The sequence below is a fragment of the Furfurilactobacillus rossiae DSM 15814 genome (assembly GCF_000428925.1).
Classification (GTDB): Bacteria; Bacillota; Bacilli; order Lactobacillales; family Lactobacillaceae; genus Furfurilactobacillus; species Furfurilactobacillus rossiae.
Genome location: NZ_AUAW01000021.1, coordinates 14,075 through 31,111 on the forward strand (window position 1 = coordinate 14,075; position 17,037 = coordinate 31,111).

Consider the following 17,037-nt stretch of genomic DNA (forward strand, 5'->3'; position numbering starts at 1 on the left):
AAGAACCTCCTTGACTTCGACCATGGTTTAACTAGTAGTATAACCGCGATAAGGGAAGGAGGAAAATAACATGACAGAAATTGACAAACTTAAAAATAGGGATTGGTATTATTTTCTAGACGATGAGGTAGCCGCACGAAAAGCATTTGCGGCTACGAAATGTGCTGAATTCAATGCGATTTCACCCAGCAATCCCGACCAACAGATGCAAAAGGCTAAAGAATTACTAGGTTCATATGGTGAGCGGCTTTCACTACAGGCGCCAATCCACTTTGATTATGGGAAAAACATCCATGTCGGTAATGACTTCCTGAGCAATTATAGTTTGACGATTCTGGATATGGCGCCAGTAACGATTGGCAATCACGTTATGATCGGACCTAATGTGGATATCTATACGGTTAATCATCCAATGACGGCAGCTGGGAGGAGACAGTATTTAGCTAAGGCTCTGCCCGTGACAATTGGAAATGATGTGTGGATTGGAGGTCATGTTAGCATCACACCCGGCGTTACAATCGGCAATAATGTTGTTATTGCAGCCGGTGCAGTAGTTACAAAAGATGTGCCAGACAATACTTTAGTTGGTGGCGTGCCTGCTAAAGTCATTCACAGTTTGGTCGAAAAATAGCAAGTTACGCATTGGTTATAAATAAATGAAGATTGTCCGTAGATGAAAATAGTCTAGCAATTTCATTAGCGCTGAAATTGCTGGACTGTTTTTGAATACGATAGGTAAAATCAGTTGGAATAGGCAATATAGTATTTCTGGCTGAGCTAAGAAGTTGAGAAGGCACGAAAAAGCATTTCTGATATGCCACTGCTTACTAAAGTTCATTTTTCTTTACTATTATCTATTTATTCAATATAATCATCTGTAGAAATATGCTAGGAGGTACATTATGAGCATAAAAACAGCAAAAAAAATAAACTTAAATGTTAAAATTGATCCCGATTTAAAACAAAAAGCAGATACTGTTTTTGAGAATATGGGTATCACAACGAGTGCTGGGGTCATGTTATTCATTAAGCGAGTGGTGGATGACCAAGAGTTACCGTTTACACCACGTGTTGCGACTGGTGTTGATAAGGCCCTGCAGGATTTAGAAACCGGTAATACACATTCTGCAAAGTCACCACAACAAATGTTCGATGAGTTGGATGGTGACGATGACTGAAAAATGGCTGACCATCGTATATACCAATCAATTTAAAAGTCATACAAGCGAATAAAGAAACAAGGAAGGCAGTTAAAAAGTTACAAGCTACAATAGAGATGCTCGCCAGTACAAATACAGTTGGTAGTGTCTATCATGATCATCAATTAACGGGGCGTCTAAATGGCTTTCGTGAACTTCATATTGAACCAGACTGGTTACTTATTTACAAACGTGATGATGCAAAATTAATTTTGTTGATTGTGGATACCGGGAGTCATGCTCAATTATTTGGCATGTAAGTGAAAGGTCTATTGGTCTCAGTCTTAATTGACTGAGGCTTTTTCTTTATTTGTTGCTTAACCTAATCAATGTCATCGGATCAAAATTCGGTTTTATCGAGAATTAGGGATTTCCCTCGTTTACAAACGTAAACAAAGATGATATTGTTTAATCAAGGTTTACAAATGTAAACGTAAAACAAATTGAAGAGGTGCAGTGCATTATGGATAAAGTACTCGTTCTTATTGGCGGACTTGCATTGATAGCGTTTATCAGTTGGTGGTTCTTTGGCAAACATCAATCAGCTGCGGTCAACGCACAGGTAACAGAAAAGCAACAGCGAGCTCGAGTCAGTGTTGATGGTGGTTATACACCGTCAACGTTAGTACTGAAAAAGGGTATTCCGGCGCAAGTTACATTTAATCGTAAAGATCCATCAAACTGTTTGGAACAAGTGGTGTTTGAAGATTTTGGGATTAATCAGTTTTTGCCACAGGGTCAAGATCAAATTATTGACATTGATACATCTAAAGCTGGTGAATTCAACTACGCGTGCGGCATGAACATGTTCCACGGCAAAGTGGTGGTTAAGTAACGTACCTGATGCAAACATACTGTTCATTTGAAGATAAAATTACGGTTGAACAAAGGATTATTGAAGGGTGGTTGCACCAAGATGAGTTATAAAAATCGCTTTGTATTTTCATTAGTGGTTTCACTGCCACTATTGGTTGAAATGTTTTTAGCGCCGTTTGGTTATCACATTCCTGGTGGTGATTGGGGCGAGTTTCTGTTGGCAACCGCTGTGATGCTGGTCTCTGCCGGACCGTTCGTTAAAAGCGCATGGGCAGCCTTTAAACATCATCACGCCAATATGGATACGCTTGTTGCTATTGGTACCTCGACAGCATATCTTTACAGCATTTATGCGATGTTGAATCACCAAGCTGTGTTCTACGAGAGCGCTGCATTAGTTGTGACACTGATTCTGCTGGGACAAGTCTTTGAAGAGCGGATGAAACATTCAGCAAACGGCGCCGTTAAGAAGTTGCTGGACTTACAGGCTAAAGATGCCGAAGTGCTCCGTGACGGAAAAATGGTTATGCTCCCGTTGGATCAAGTTGTGATGGGTGACGTAATTCGTGTGAAACCTGGGCAAAAAGTTGCCGTTGACGGTGTAATCACAGAAGGCAAATCCACGCTCGACGAATCCATGGTCACGGGTGAAAGTATGCCCGTCGAAAAAGGTGTTGGTGATGCTGTCATCGGATCAACGATGAATAACACTGGGACGTTTATGTTTAAAGTAAATAAGTTAGGCAAAGACACTTTGTTATCTCAAATTGTCGAAATGGTGAAGAAGGCGCAAACGTCTCACGCCCCGATCGAAAAAATGGTTGATAAGATTTCGAATATTTTTGTGCCGGCTGTTTTGATCACGTCAATTGTCACGTTCATGGTATGGTACGTTTTCTTTGGTGCCACGGTGGGACAGGCCCTAATCTTTATGGTTGCGGTGCTCATCATTGCGTGTCCGTGTGCGCTTGGGATTGCCACACCAACAGCTTTGATGGTTGGAACCGGACGTAGCGCTAAGCTAGGTATTCTGATCAAAAACGGTGAGGCTTTGGAAGCTGCCAACAAAGTGAAAACGGTAGTGTTTGATAAAACGGGTACCATCACAGTTGGTAAACCTAAAGTGACAGATGTCATTGGTGACGAACGGACGGTTCTGAGCGTGGCCGCAAGTTTGGAAAAATCATCAGAGCATCCATTAGCAAGCGCCATTTTGGAACGTGCTAAGTCAAACGGTCTGTCGTTTGCTGAAGCGACTGACTTTCAAGCGATTGAAGGTAAAGGTGTTCAGGCAATGGTGGACGGCAAGTTGGCCTTTGTCGGCAACGATAAGTTACTCCAGGACCACAAGCTGGGAGCTCAACTGAGCAAGCAAATGACAGCGTTACAAACGGAAGCCAAGACCGTTGTGATTGTTGGCTTGGATGACCAAGTTATTGGCTTGATCGCCATTCAGGACGCCCCAAAGCCGAGTTCCATGAGCGCCATTGCGCAACTAAAACAGCGGGGATTGCGAACAGTGATGCTTACGGGTGATAACAAGCTGGTTGCTGAGGCAATTGCTAAGCAAGTCGGTATTGATGACGTAATTGCAGACGTGCTACCTGGTGATAAGGCTGATCATGTGAAGGCCTTGCAGGCGAGTGGCCCCGTAGCGTTTGTCGGCGATGGTATTAATGATGCACCTGCGTTAACGACTGCAGATGTTGGGATTGCGATGGGATCTGGCACTGACATCGCCATTGAATCCGGTGGCATTGTGCTGGTGAAAAACAACCTAGAAGACGTGGTTCAGGCACTGGCACTTAGCGAGAAAACGTTTAGCCGCATTAAGATGAATCTATTCTGGGCATTTATCTACAATGCGCTTGGTATTCCGATTGCCGCAGGTGTGTTTGCTACGTTGGGCCTAACCTTGAGCCCTGAGTTAGCTGGGCTTGGGATGGCGTTAAGTTCACTTTCGGTAGTCGCAAACTCATTGCTGTTGAACAAGGTTAAATTGACATCGAATGCAAAGGAGCATGTCGCAGTATGAAATTAGCTGAGATTAAGACGAAAACAGTTGTGATTGTGGCTGGGCTCTATGCAATTGTGGCGCTATCTGTCGGATGCTTTTTAACCAGCATATTCGGGTAGAAAACTGAATGTAAAACAGACTAAAGATAGCTCACTTCAGAGATCATCAATTAGATTTCTGGTGAGCTATTTTTAGTCTGTTTTGGACACTATTTGTGAATTAGGGATAGTTATTTGGCCACGGCACGGTGCCGCGCAATGGCCCGATTTAAAATAATTGTCGTCAGTAACGCCAAGCCTGAAAAGACGGCGCCGCCAAGGCCAAGTTGGGTTAAACCGCTCTGAGCGAGGACTAAGGAGGCCGTGGCCGATCCAACTGAGATGCCAATATTAAAGAAGATTGCGTTTAGCGAAGAGGCCAACAGGATTGCTTGTGGGTAGTCCGCTTCAGCAACGTCTAAAAAGTGAATTTGAATCGGAGAATTCACGACAGTAACGATCAATGTCAAAATTAACAATAAGGTGAAACCCGTGACCTTTGTCGTCATAGCCATTGGAAATAGCAATAATAAAATGATATCTGCGACGTAAAAACGTGGCATGATTTTCAAACCGCGGTGTTCCGCTACGAGTCCAGATAACCGATTACCAAAGATACTGACTAATCCTAAGATGAATAATAACCAATTAAGGGCTGTCGTGTTGAAGCCTAGTGTTGTGGTCAGCAGTGGACGAATATAGGTGTAGTAGGCGTAAAGGGCCGCGGCCGAAAATAAGATCAATAACGCCCCTAAGTAAATCCGTTTATCTGCCAGCAAGATGAGTTGGTCTTTGATGGTACTGGCCGTTTGTGGTAAGTTGCGGGGCAATAGTAAGACCATCACAATGATGGTAATCAGGCTGAGAATTGAAATGAGATGAAACGCCATGTGCCAACTGGAGGCGGTACTGATAGCGACCCCGATTGGCACACCGATGACAGACGCAATGCTAAAACCAGCGGCAATCCAAGAAATCAGCATTGCCCGCCGGTGCCGAGGAGCGATGTCGTTAGCAAATAAAATTACTAATGATTCAATCGCTCCTGCAACAGCCGCTGTTAACATCCGAGTGACTAAAAACCAGCCATAACTAGTGGCGAAACCACTCCAAGTATTTCCGATTAAGAAGACCAGCAACAATGCCATGAGCGTTTTATAACGGTTGAAGCGATTCGCTAAGATGGTAATAATAGGCGTACTGATGGCGTAAACAATGGCAAAGATGGTCACTAAATAGCCCGCAGTTGCCACGGTAACACGTAATGATTTGGCGATATCCGAGAGCACGCCGACCACCATAAATTCGTTACAACCTAACATGAATGTTACTAATACTAAGGCGCTTGCTTGCCACCGATACTTTGTCATTAAATCTACTCCAAACTGTTTTTATTGATCTTGCGGGTCGTCAAACTTTTATAGGTCGTTTTTAATCAACACGTGGGTTTTCTTTCCTCAAAAAGGCGGTTAGTTTGTTGAATACGGGGGATCTTGTCTTTAAAAATTGTTGAAATAAAGCATTCACACGCTTATATCCGTCTAACATCAACGATACCATAAGGCTGCATTTGTGTCCGCAGTCATGGCGTTCGTTTGATTGGGTCGCCATGATGATGGCATTTGGGTATCGATTAATGCTCTTAAAATTTGTGAAATATACAAGAAAGAGCCTCACATTTCGTGAAGACTCTTCCTTGTGTTTAGGATTTAAATGCTGAATTTGCCATTCTGGTCGGTACTTGCAATATTTGGTGAAGGTAGGCATCAACGTTTAAAATTGTTTCTGGCACAGACACGTGAGCAATAAACCCCTGTCCTTTTGGACCATAACCATTTGCATCATCATGAAGGCGACTCACTTCACCAAGTAAGAGGGTGATGTAGTCTGAAAACTGCCACATGCCTAGAGGATGATTTGCAAACATCAGCTGGTGGTGTTCTACGACAACTTGAGCATCATAAGTGGCGAAGCTAACTATTTTTATCTGTGGGGCCTCTTTAACAAAACCCGCTGTCAGTCGTCGCTGAATTGTTGCGTCCTGCATAATGCCGAGTGTCTTGACATCGAGGCCGTGTTGTTTGAGCAGCGCTAGGGTATTAGTCACATTATTGCCACTGTTTGTGGATTTTGTTTCCAGTAAATCAATTTGGTCACCAAACTTTTGTTGCAGATATTGTTGAAACATGTTTGCCTCAGTCGCATCTTTGGCGACAGCAACGCCATGATCGATCATTTGTTGACGCAATAGAGGTGTTGAGTGGCCGGCGCCACCTACGAGAAGATAGTGTTTGGCCACGTGTTCGCGTATTGCGTCGTGCATGACGTTTGCACCCTCAAGAATGCTACCGCCGAACAAGGCCGGGGCATCTAGTTGTTTTATCCCAAATTGTTTTTGCAAAGTTGTGACTGTTAATCGATTGACGTCACGAGACCCAAGAAATGTACTGAGTTGATTCAGGCTTTTAGCGACGCGGTTTAGTTCAGTTGTTGTTAGAGTTGATAGTTGAATCAAGAGGACACCTTCTTTAGTAATTACACATTAATTACACATATTGTACAGTCAGAAACGCGTTTCAGGGCAAGACGCAGATAAAAAATTATGCGTTCACTTTCATAAGAGCAGTCCCACAATTATTTTTTTAGCACAAGTGAGCGGATATTTGTAACTGCTTAATCAGGAGCAATCCCCAAGCTAACTGAACACGCAGACTTGATTCAAAATTATGATTAGCTGAATAAACAAACATCGATGACAGTGCTATTATCTTTTTAATAACCCAAAGGAGATAATGCGAATGTGTTCATCAATGTTGATTAAATCAATGCAAGGTGGTTATTTTTGGGGTCGCACAATGGATTTTGCGGCCAGCATGTTTCATGACCAGGAAGCTGGCGGCCACATCCCGTCACAAATTATTAGTATTCCAGCAAACATTACTGTCCCTGCCCAAAGTGGTGAGTGGGAGAGTCGTTACGCTACTGTGGGAGTTGGTACTGCCGGTAATACGATCTTGTACGATGGCATCAACGAGTGCGGCCTGACCGGCGACTTACAGGTATTGATGGAATGCTCATACGCAGATGCGGGTTCGTTGCAATCCCGCGGCCTGAAGGGGATTCTTGGTGAAGAAGTCGTCACAAATGTGTTAACGACTTGTAAAGACGTGAGTGACGTTCGTGAGTTTGCTAAAACACATGGTTTGATCAACAAGAAGTACGATGATGGCGGTGATGGGACGAGTATTCCTGCTCACTACGCGTTTATTGATGAAACGGGTGCTGGTGTAGTGCTTGAACCCACTGATCACGGTGGTTTTAAAGTTTATAATTATATTGGGGCAATGACAAATAGTCCAGAATATGATTACCACACGACAAATCTCAGAAATTATATTTCTTTGGATAATCTGAACCGTTCACATGCAACGCAAGTAGGCGACACTGAAATTAAACCGATTGAGGCCGGTACTGGTTACGGCATGTTTGGACTACCTGGTGATTTTACTTCGCCATCGCGATTCGTGCGGGCAATGTTTGTAAAAAATAATATTGATGCATTTAACGATGATGAAGGCATTACTACTTTATATAATTGCTTTAAAACGGTGATGATTCCTAAGGGGCTGAGCCGAACCCCTGAAGCAACGGCGGTTACTGATTACACGCAGTACTGGACGGGTTACGATCTGTCCAAACGGACCATGTATTTACAAGATTCGACATGTTTGACGATGACGGTTAAGCAGATTGATTCATCACTCAGCAAGATTACCTTTCAAGATATCAACTTGACGCCTGTTGTACATGAGATTTAGACGATAGTCGCTTACGGTTGTCAACATTGACACACTCGTCGTGGGACCGGTTCAAGCCCGAAGTTCACGGTCTTTCACCTTGCCGTAAAGCCTTGTGAAGAACGCAAGTCTTTACGACCATCCGTGTTGTAAATTCGAGAGAACCATTCGAATTTAAACCGACACAGGATAAACAGTCGAACGATATTAAAAAGTAGATCACATCAATCACTCCTCCAAGTCATAGAGTGTGACAATGTGATCTACTTTTTTATTGCATGTCGGGCAAGTGTTGACTGTCCATGCGGCGATCTTTGAAATAATATTCGCGGTCGTGATCGTTGATTTCACGCATCACGCGACAAGGATTACCAACCGCGACAACGTTACTAGGAATATCTTTAGTAACGACACTGCCAGCTCCAATCACCGTATTATCACCAATGGTGACGCCCGGAACAACAACCGCGCCAGCGCCGAACCAGCAATTTTCACCGATGTGGATCGGCATGTTGTATTGATAGCCCTTTGCTCGCAAAGATGGCAATATCGGATGACCAGCACTAGCAATCGTGACGTTCGGGCCAAACATTGTGTGGCTGCCGACGTAAATGTGTGTGTCGTCCACTAAGGTTAAATTAAAGTTGGCATATACGTGATCGCCGAAGTGGACGTGATGACCACCAAAGTTTGCGTGAAATGGTGGTTCAATGTAACAGCCATCGCCTATCTCAGCCAGCATCTGTGTGAGCAGGGCATTACGTTTATCCTGTTCGCTAGGGCGAGTCTGATTATAGTCATAAAGTAATTCCATGGCCTGTTGCTGCGTTGCCAGGATTTCTGGGTCATCAGGCAGGTATAAGTCACCATTGTGCATTTCTTTAGGTTCAGTCATGATTGGGAATCCTTTCTGTTGTTTATTTATTCATAGTCTAACAGATTTTATTCGTCTCGATTTTCTTTCTCAATGTTGTCGCGAACATCAAAACGGGATACACTACGCTCATTCAATTGGTTCATTTGTTTAAACCATTCAACGGAAAACGGAGGTTAATATGGCAAATCAAATTTCAACAGCACATTTATCGATCGCCCGTCAAAATTTTGCTGAGTGCCAGACGATGTTTGTTGCGCTAGGGGATGAGTCCCGTCAGCAAATTATCATGGCATTGATTGGCACAACCTGTGAGACAGGATTGAGGGTCGGTGAAATTACGAAAGCTGTTAACCTGTCGCGTCCCGCCGTTTCACATCACCTCAAGATATTGCGGGATGCTGGGCTGATTAATCAACGTAAAGATGGCACGATGAATTTTTATTCAGTTGATATTCGCTCAAATTTTTCTAAATTAACGAATTTAATCAAGATAATTGAAAAATTGCAGGAGGAAACACATGGCTAAGACGATGCAGGCAGTTTTGATTAATAAAAAAGGAGCAGCACCAGAACTAACGGAGGCGGCAATACCAACGATTGGTGTCCACGATTTATTGGTTAATGTTCGAGCTGCCAGTTACAATCCAGTAGATAATCGTGTGCGCAAGGGTAACGTCAGTATTGTTATGAAGAAGAAAACGGTTTTTCCGTTTGTGATGGGTTATGATTTTGCGGGCACCGTTGTGCAGGTTGGCAGTGATGTGACGAAATTTAACGTGGGTGACGATGTATACGGTAGAACGCGAAATGATCGTCCTGGCTCGTTTGCTAACTTTATGGCGGTTGACGAGGCGGATGTGGCTGCCAAACCACAATCACTATCAATGAGTGAAGCTGCTGCGCTACCATTGGTCGGGTTGACTGCTTACGAGGCATTACATGAGCGGATGAAGCTAACGTCAGGCCAAAAAATCTTGATTCTAGCTGGTGCTGGTGGTGTCGGCACAATTGCTATTCAAATGGCGAAACAGATGGACGCTTATGTGGCGACCACTGCCAGTAAGAAGGGTTACGATCTGGTCAAACGGCTTGGCGCGGATGAGATTATTGATTATCACACCACTGATTTTTCAGATGTGCTTCACGATTATGATGCCGTGTTGGACACGCAGGGTGGGGATGACTTGATAAAGGCTCTTCAAATCGTCAAACCTGGTGGAACGGTTGTTTCCTTAGCAGGCTTGCCAGATGCTAAGTTTGCCAGTGAGCAACAATTGGGCTGGTTTAAAGCGCGTCTGTTTGGGCTAGTTGCACACAAAATCACCAAGTTGGCTGCACAAAAACGCGTGAACTATCATTTTCTTTTTATGGATGCTGACGGCGATCAGGTTACCAACTTGACTAAACTTGTTGAAGCGGGTGCTTTTAAATCAGTCATTGACCGTAAATTTAATTTCGATGACGCGATTGAGGCGATCGATTACGCTATGTCGGGACATGCAAAGGGGAAAGTTATCATGGAAATGCCGGCAGTATCGCTGAATTAGCTGTCTTGCCGAATAAAAAACCACAGCAACAAAGTTTGTCATCGGGGTTATTGACGCAGACTTGGTCACTGTGGTTTTTAATGTGTAGAAACTGATTTTTTCACTGATGTTAACGTTGCACGTTCATGTTCGAAGCGGGCAACTTTATGATCGAGATAAACTTGTTGTTCCTGAAGTTGAGCGATCTTATCATCTGTGTCGGCCTTAAGTCGATTGAGTAATGCAATGGCTTCATCATAGGCGTCAGCGGCTTTATTGGCGGAATCTAACAGTGTGTGCAAATGCTTAATTTCTTCGATAGTCGCGCCTAACTGCCGCAGATGGACGATTTTATCAAGTTCGTCAACATCATGGTCTGAGTATTCGCGTTGGCCATTTGCATTACGTTGAATGTTTTTGAGTAGGCCCTGTTTTTCGTAAAAACGAAGGGTGTCATAGGTGATATTGAACCGGTCGGCTACGTCTCGAATTGATTGCATAAAATTTCTCCTAAAAAAGTTTGCTAAATGTCTTGCGCTAGTCTAACACCAGCAGAGTAGGATAACAATTGTTCGGTTATGAAACAAGCTGATAAGAAAATAGTTGTTAGTTATAAATTCAGGAGGACATTAAAATGACACAGACAAATAATGAAACATTAACTTTGGTAACTGGTGGTAATCGCGGCATGGGGCTCGAAATCGTTCGTGAGTTGGCCGCAAAAGGTCAGCACGTTATTTTAGGCTCACGTAATTTAGTCAAAGGTCAGCAGGCAGCTGATCAGTTGGCAACGGATGGCCTTTCTGTGGACGTTGTTGAACTGGACGTGACAAACCCGGATTCGGTTACTCAGGCTGCCAAACAGTTGACCGATAAGTTTGGCTATCTGTCAGTGCTGATCAACAACGCTGGTGCTGTATTTGATTTTGGACAAAAAGCGTCTGATGTTTCTGTCGATACATTGCAAAAAGATTTTGGTATCAACTATTTTGGGTTGATTGATGTCACCCAGAAGATGTTGCCACTGTTGAAAAAGGCACCACAGGCAAAAATTATTAATATTTCAAGTATGATGGGTTCTAAAACTGAGGCACTTAATCCAGAGTCCGTTGTGTATCAGGCGGTTGCTGTTGGGTATCAATCTGCTAAGGCGGCCGCGAACATGTTCACGGTGCAATTGGCCAAGGAAATGCAACGCGACCAATTGAACATCACAGTAAACGCCATTGATCCAGGAATGGTTGCCACTGAGTTTGGCGGCGCAACGCCAGAACAGGCTAAGTCCATGGGCGCCCAACCGATTACACATGGTGTAGCCCGTACGATTGAATTAGCAACTGATTGGAACAACAAAGACAATGCAACATTCTCTAACACTGAGGGACCAGTTGCTTGGTAAGCTATAGTTAAAAACACGCCGCTATCACATTCGCTAGAATGTGGTGGTGGCGTGTTTATGTTTAAGGCAGAAATTGCAATCACTTTAATAGATAGATGTGTCCATCAAACAAATAATCAATGGGGTCGGTAGAAGTGTGATTATCCCAGCATTTGACCAAAAGTATATTGGGGATGACGATATAATCTGATGTTGGCATAAAGGAAATACATAATTGTGGTGGATATAAAATCATTATTTTTCTCGTTTCAAACGTTTTTCAAAAGTATATTATAAAGGCATATTTTATATTTTTACTGGATTTTTCAAGCCTTAATAAGGAGTGGAAATTGATGAAAATTTACTTTGCTGCATCGATTCGTGGTGGCCGGGATGATGTTGACGTCTATCGCCAGTTAATCGATCATCTAAACTTAAATAACCAGGTGTTGACAGAGCATATTGGTGATTACAGCCTGTCCGTGGCAGGGCAGAACCAATTGGACGATGATTACATTTGCAATCGTGATATGAGCTGGTTGGCAGAATGTGATCTGGTAGTTGCGGAAACTTCCAATCCAAGTTTGGGCGTTGGCTATGAACTAGCGTCTGCAGAACGTTTGCATAAACCAGTGATTATTTTGCATAATGCGAAGCGTAGCCAGCTATCTGCAATGATTGCTGGCACGCAGTACTTTGACCATATTTTCAACTATTCAAACATTGCCGAAGCATTTCAAATTCTAGATCGGGAGTTGCCGTCGATTTAAGTGGTGATAGATGACACTTACGGTTGTCAACGTTGACATACTTGCCGTGGGACCGGTTCAAGCCCGAAGTTCACGGTCTTTCACCTCGCCGCAAAGCCTCGTTAACCCGTCGAGTCTATGCGACCGTCCGCAACCTAAATTTGGATAAACCACCAAATTAACGTTACGATCACGGCTCGGTATCAATGCTGACGCCCTTCAGCTCATATAGAGGAACTTTTTTGTGTGGAATCTTTTAACGATAGCTTACAACCAGTTTGGGCTTCTTACAGGAGTGGAGCTGGCTGAAAACATAGTTCCGTGTCGGCAACACTTGGCGGCAGGAACTGGGCCGCTTAGTGTTGCGGGATGACTTATGAGACGTGATTTTCGGCTCATAATCAAGGTGTGAAAACCGCGTTTTTTAGCGGGTTGAACCCGGTCCCATGGAACGGCGTTTTCAGTCAGCGTAACGGCAAGTTGTTTGAAATTACTTTGCCGTAAACCAATTTAACACAAAAAAATCTCGTGCCAAACGACAGTAAGAGTCGCTGGACACGAGATTATTTTTTATTATAAATTGCGATTACTAGTCAGTAACAACCAATGACTTGATGGCTTCACGATTAGCCATTGCCTTGTAGGCATCGTCGATGTCATCCAGTTTGAATGACTTGGTGAAAACTTTACCGGGGTGAATATCACCATCCAGCACAGCCTTTAACAGGACGCTCTTGTCGTAGGTCGTAACAGAAGCAGGACCACCCGCAATTGAAATATTGTTGTAGAAGGAAGGCGCCATGTCCATTTTTGGCTCATGGGGCAAACCAACACGACCAACGATAGCACCTGGACGAGCAACTTGGGTTGCAGTTTCGTTGGATAACTCAGTGCCGACACATTCGAGCACAGCGTCTGCACCATCATTGTTAGTGAGTTCCATGACTTTCTTAACAGCGTCGTCACCACGTTCTGCAACAATATCCGTGGCACCGAATTCTTTGGCGAGCTTTTGACGGTCTTCGTGCCGGCTCATTGCAATAATCCGTTTGGCACCACGCATTTGAGCAGCAATGACACCACACAGTCCGACGGCACCGTCACCAACAACAACGACGGTACTACCAGCGTGAACGTTGGCTACCCGAGCGGCGTGATAACCGGTTGCCATAACATCAGCGAGCGTCAACAGTGAATCTAACATGGCTTCGCTGTAATCTTCTGGTTTGCCAGGAATTTTAACCAGGGCCCATTCGCCATGCGCAAAACGAATGTATTCAGCTTGCACACCTTCACTAAAGTTATCGTCATGGTCCTGGCAGTCACCATCAAAACCGGCACGACAAGCGGCACAATGACCACAACCGTGAGTAAATGGTGCAATAACGAAGTCGCCGGGAACAACAGTGGTGATTGCGCTACCAACTTCTTCAACGACACCGATAGCTTCATGACCAGTGTTTTCAGAATTAGCAGCCTTATCTTCTAAACCACGATAAGCCCATAAATCGGATCCGCAAACACAAGTCCGCACAACCCGGATGATGACGTCATCCGAGGCTTGAACTGTTGGTTTTTCAATGTCTTTAACTTCAATTTTGCCTGCTTTTACAAATACAGTAGATTTCATTATGTAGAACACTCCCTTCGAGGTTATTTTAAGACATATTGCGTTCGTTTGCGTACTTAACGGATTGAAATTTTAAATTTATCATCTAGTTTGGCTAAATGGCATGTAAGTGTTTAAGAAAGAATGAAGTTGTGAAACACTATTGTAACCTAAGTAACGCTAGCGTAATATTTGAACTATAGAAGAGCGCATGAATTTGGGAGGTCAATGACATGACAATAAAGGGGATTAAGATTGCGTCGGCTGGTTTATTAGCGGTTGTTGTGTTAGCTGGTTGTTCAGCGTCATCAACGGCAAAAACAAGTGCGTCGAGCAGTAGTGTACATACGACGTCGGGAAAAGTCGTTAAAGACAATGCGAGTCAGTCTCGTCAGAAGACGAGTGCCTCAAACCACACTACAGAAGTGAATAGCGGCGTTAATAATGTTGCGGACAGCTCGGTAGAAAATGTGCAGCCATCGACTCAAACGGTCAACACTACTTCAGGCAGCACTGTTAGCTCACAGCCATCAACCGGTGCAACAACGACTGCCAGCTCATTGGCTCCCACAATTCAGTCGTCAAGCGTTAGTGAATCAACGAAGAGCTCGACACCGGTTACACAATCTGTGGCGACCAAAACTGCAAGTACAACGACTGATCAATCTTCCGTAGCACAACAATCTTCAGCCAACGGTAACTCGCAGGCCACTCAACAAGCCTCAGCAACTTCCAGTTCACAGGCACCACAGCAATCAACGACTGCTCAAACGGCAGCGGCCATTCTATTGGCAAGCGGTCAGGATCGTAATGTGGCAGACATGAGTCAATTATCCATTGTCAACGCAGATCCTAAGTGGGGCAACATAACGCCTGGTGACGATGGGCAAGTTCACGTTCTTAACACCAATAATGGTGTCTCCAACGTAGGCTATACCATTACTGGTGATACAGTTAACATGTATACGATGCCTTCTGCAGTGAGTGGTGCTGATTGGGTTAATCAATCAACGGGTTCATTTAGTTTGCAACAAGCTGTCAATCAGTCTCAAACGAATCCGGCAGCTTCATCAATTGCACAAAAATTTGCAAAATAATGATTAAAAAGAAACTGGAACATAACGCCTTAACTCAATTTCTAATGAAATGTCAACAAGCAATTTTTTTCAACCGCAAAAGGTCATGCGGATGAAAAATTGCCGCAAACGCGGGACATAACACTGACTTTTGCTCATCTAACGCGAATAAGGCATTCATGGGAAAAACACCCATAAACACCTTATTCGCGTTACCTGAGAAAGCCAAAACGTGTTATGTCTCGCTCTCATTTAATTTCTTAACGAATAACACCTTTTAATCTAAATCAAGTAACCTAAGCTCATTCTGAAAATAGAGTTGCTGACGCTGTGTGTCTGTTAACCAGTGCGTGTGCGCTAAAGCGCTGTTAAGCCCGAGAACAACAGGCTTTGGTGTGTATGGGTAGTCGGAGGCATACAAGAGCTGCTCCGAATTTACAATTTGTAGTAGCGCGGGCAGTTGGCTGGGTAAAACACGGCCAGCGACATCGAAATAAACATGTTTCATAGCTGCAGTCACGTCAACTTCGTCCGTTTGCAAACGGTGGTTTAACATCTTGGCGCCTAGTGTCCGTGGTGCTAAGACAGAGAGGGCTGCGCCACCGTGTGGAATGATAAATTTAATGTTAGGGTAACGGATGAAAATTCGATTTTGCACTAAATTCAAGAAGGTGCGCGTTGTTTCCGCGAAGAAATCGTAAATTGGGTGCGGAAATTTTTCATCAACATGATAAGGTGTCTTCGGGGGGTCGTTTGGATGGATCAATACGACTGCACCAACGTCATTAAGTAATTGCATGATTGCGTCGTAATGGGGATCACCAAGGTAGATGCCTTGTGCTGAGGTGGGCAATACAACACCAAGCGCTTGCTGATAAAATAGCGCGCTTTTGATAATCGCGATACTTTCGTTTACAAACGGCAAGGGGACTGTTGCAAAATAACCAAGTTTGTCAATATGATTGTGATGAATCTGGCTACCAAACGTGTTGATTTCGTTGGCCAAGGCGGCAGTGGCTTGGGCATCCTGATGATATGAAATGTGTGGCATAGAGACTGATAAAACGGAGTAAGCGATGTGCTCACGTTGCATAAGTGACAGTGTGTCTGTTACTTGCCATTTGGGCTCAGCGACATCACCAGCGAGACCATGAAACTGTTTTTGACAAAATTTTGTATAGCCAGGAGTGACATAATGGCTATGAATATCAATTTTTGAGTAGTTCATTTTAGATTTTTCCTCTTTTGATATAAAGTGGCTAACTTCAAATTACCACCGATAAGGATGACTCACAATTGGCTCATTATGAGGAGCCAATTAGATACGTGAAAACGACGAAGAGAGGCCAAAACTGGCCGTATAATTACGATACTGCACATACCGTAATTGATGGAGAACACAAAATGAATGAAGAAGAGATCTGTAACTTATCAATAATTACTAGGAGGGGGATAATTCGTCCCTTTTCGGCTCATGAAGTTGATGCCTTTTTGAGCTACCATAACAACCTTGACTGGATGCAGTATCAGGGATTTAAAGGACTGAGTAAAGCGGAGGCCGTAGATGCACTATTATCAAATCCAACACTTACGCAGGGAAAACAATTTGCGTTAGTAAAACCTGAAATGGATCAGTTGTTGGGTGATTTTTATCTGCAACTGGAGGGTGACACAATGTGGCTAGGCTATACAATCAATCCGCTATTTGCACGGCATGGGTATGCATTTGAAGGCGCTAAAGCATTGATTGAGTTTTTGTCACAGCAGCACGTCAGGGTGCTAAAGGCAGATGTTGACCCAAATAACCAAGCCTCGAGAAGGTTATTGGAAAAGCTAAGTTTCAAACAAATCATGCAAAATGATGAAACGGTTATTTTTGAACGAGGGTTGACCGATTTTAATAATTAGAACGATTAGTAGTGAATTGTGAGGTAATTCCTTATGATTCACTACTT

At 43.7% G+C, this 17,037-nt stretch carries 18 protein-coding genes; 12 read left to right on the forward strand and 6 right to left on the reverse strand.

All coding sequences use genetic code 11. The features are described 5' to 3' along the window. The first annotated feature begins 70 nt into the window (after positions 1-70). The 5 genes from G400_RS0111125 (at position 71) to G400_RS0111145 (ending at position 4,050) form a co-directional block, all read left to right on the forward strand. Entirely contained in the window at positions 71-631 is a 561-nt protein-coding gene (locus tag G400_RS0111125) for a sugar O-acetyltransferase (protein WP_017260401.1), read from the forward strand. A 271-nt stretch (positions 632-902) separates the two neighbouring features. Then, positions 903-1,178, forward strand: a complete 276-nt coding sequence (locus tag G400_RS15155) for a type II toxin-antitoxin system RelB/DinJ family antitoxin (protein ID WP_017260400.1) — start codon at positions 903-905, stop codon at positions 1,176-1,178. A gap of 98 nt (positions 1,179-1,276) precedes the next feature. Continuing rightward, positions 1,277-1,459: a type II toxin-antitoxin system YafQ family toxin gene (locus tag G400_RS16680; protein WP_017260399.1), complete on the forward strand. Its 183-nt coding sequence runs from the start codon at positions 1,277-1,279 to the stop codon at positions 1,457-1,459. A 203-nt stretch (positions 1,460-1,662) separates the two neighbouring features. After that, positions 1,663-2,034, forward strand: coding sequence for a cupredoxin domain-containing protein (locus G400_RS0111140; RefSeq protein WP_017260398.1), 372 nt, complete (start codon positions 1,663-1,665; stop codon positions 2,032-2,034). A gap of 81 nt (positions 2,035-2,115) precedes the next feature. Continuing rightward, positions 2,116-4,050, forward strand: coding sequence for a copper-translocating P-type ATPase (locus G400_RS0111145; protein ID WP_017260397.1), 1,935 nt, complete (start codon positions 2,116-2,118; stop codon positions 4,048-4,050). Positions 4,051-4,261: 211 nt separating this feature from the next. Here the strand turns inward: G400_RS0111145 and G400_RS0111155 are convergent, their stop codons facing one another. Further along, a complete protein-coding gene (locus G400_RS0111155; protein WP_017260395.1) occupies positions 4,262-5,440 on the reverse strand; it encodes an MFS transporter in 1,179 nt (392 codons plus the stop codon). A 332-nt stretch (positions 5,441-5,772) separates the two neighbouring features. After that, entirely contained in the window at positions 5,773-6,585 is an 813-nt protein-coding gene (locus tag G400_RS0111160; protein ID WP_017260394.1) for a YdcF family protein, read from the reverse strand. Between the two features lie 283 nt (positions 6,586-6,868). Between G400_RS0111160 and G400_RS0111165 the strand changes: the two genes are divergently transcribed. Then, positions 6,869-7,888, forward strand: coding sequence for a linear amide C-N hydrolase (locus G400_RS0111165; RefSeq protein WP_017260393.1), 1,020 nt, complete (start codon positions 6,869-6,871; stop codon positions 7,886-7,888). A gap of 250 nt (positions 7,889-8,138) precedes the next feature. Here G400_RS0111165 and G400_RS0111170 read toward each other — a convergent pair whose 3' ends face one another. Next, positions 8,139-8,762, reverse strand: a complete 624-nt coding sequence (locus G400_RS0111170) for a sugar O-acetyltransferase (RefSeq protein ID WP_017260392.1) — start codon at positions 8,760-8,762, stop codon at positions 8,139-8,141. Positions 8,763-8,922: 160 nt separating this feature from the next. Between G400_RS0111170 and G400_RS0111175 the strand changes: the two genes are divergently transcribed. Next, positions 8,923-9,270, forward strand: a complete 348-nt coding sequence (locus tag G400_RS0111175) for an ArsR/SmtB family transcription factor (protein WP_017260391.1) — start codon at positions 8,923-8,925, stop codon at positions 9,268-9,270. Continuing rightward, entirely contained in the window at positions 9,263-10,291 is a 1,029-nt protein-coding gene (locus G400_RS0111180; protein ID WP_017260390.1) for an NADP-dependent oxidoreductase, read from the forward strand. Before G400_RS0111175 ends, G400_RS0111180 begins: the two co-directional genes overlap by 8 nt. A 77-nt stretch (positions 10,292-10,368) precedes the next feature. On the opposite strand, the gene G400_RS15835 is transcribed toward G400_RS0111180, so the two are convergent. Then, the gene (locus tag G400_RS15835) at positions 10,369-10,770 is read right to left on the reverse strand and encodes a MerR family transcriptional regulator (protein ID WP_017260389.1); all 402 of its coding nucleotides are present in this window, start codon (positions 10,768-10,770) and stop codon (positions 10,369-10,371) included. Between the two features lie 134 nt (positions 10,771-10,904). On the opposite strand from G400_RS15835, the gene G400_RS0111190 reads away from it, so the two are divergent. Both G400_RS0111190 and G400_RS0111195 read left to right on the forward strand, forming a co-directional pair. Continuing rightward, complete coding sequence (locus tag G400_RS0111190) at positions 10,905-11,669, forward strand: SDR family NAD(P)-dependent oxidoreductase (RefSeq protein WP_017260388.1); 765 nt, start codon at positions 10,905-10,907, stop codon at positions 11,667-11,669. A gap of 332 nt (positions 11,670-12,001) precedes the next feature. Then, a complete protein-coding gene (locus tag G400_RS0111195) occupies positions 12,002-12,418 on the forward strand; it encodes a nucleoside 2-deoxyribosyltransferase (protein ID WP_017260387.1) in 417 nt (138 codons plus the stop codon). 568 nt (positions 12,419-12,986) lie between these two features. Here the strand turns inward: G400_RS0111195 and G400_RS0111200 are convergent. Then, positions 12,987-14,027 (reverse strand): zinc-binding dehydrogenase, encoded by a 1,041-nt coding sequence (locus tag G400_RS0111200; protein WP_017260386.1) that lies wholly within the window; start codon positions 14,025-14,027, stop codon positions 12,987-12,989. A 212-nt stretch (positions 14,028-14,239) separates the two neighbouring features. Here G400_RS0111200 and G400_RS0111205 point away from each other — a divergent pair, with 212 nt between their 5' ends. Beyond that, positions 14,240-15,103, forward strand: a complete 864-nt coding sequence (locus G400_RS0111205) for a RodZ family helix-turn-helix domain-containing protein (protein ID WP_017260385.1) — start codon at positions 14,240-14,242, stop codon at positions 15,101-15,103. Between the two features lie 256 nt (positions 15,104-15,359). On the opposite strand, the gene G400_RS0111210 is transcribed toward G400_RS0111205, so the two are convergent. Next, complete coding sequence (locus tag G400_RS0111210) at positions 15,360-16,310, reverse strand: amidohydrolase family protein (RefSeq protein ID WP_017260384.1); 951 nt, start codon at positions 16,308-16,310, stop codon at positions 15,360-15,362. A gap of 176 nt (positions 16,311-16,486) precedes the next feature. On the opposite strand from G400_RS0111210, the gene G400_RS0111215 reads away from it, so the two are divergent. Further along, positions 16,487-16,990 (forward strand): GNAT family N-acetyltransferase, encoded by a 504-nt coding sequence (locus G400_RS0111215; RefSeq protein WP_035143954.1) that lies wholly within the window; start codon positions 16,487-16,489, stop codon positions 16,988-16,990. Positions 16,991-17,037: the final 47 nt, after the last annotated feature.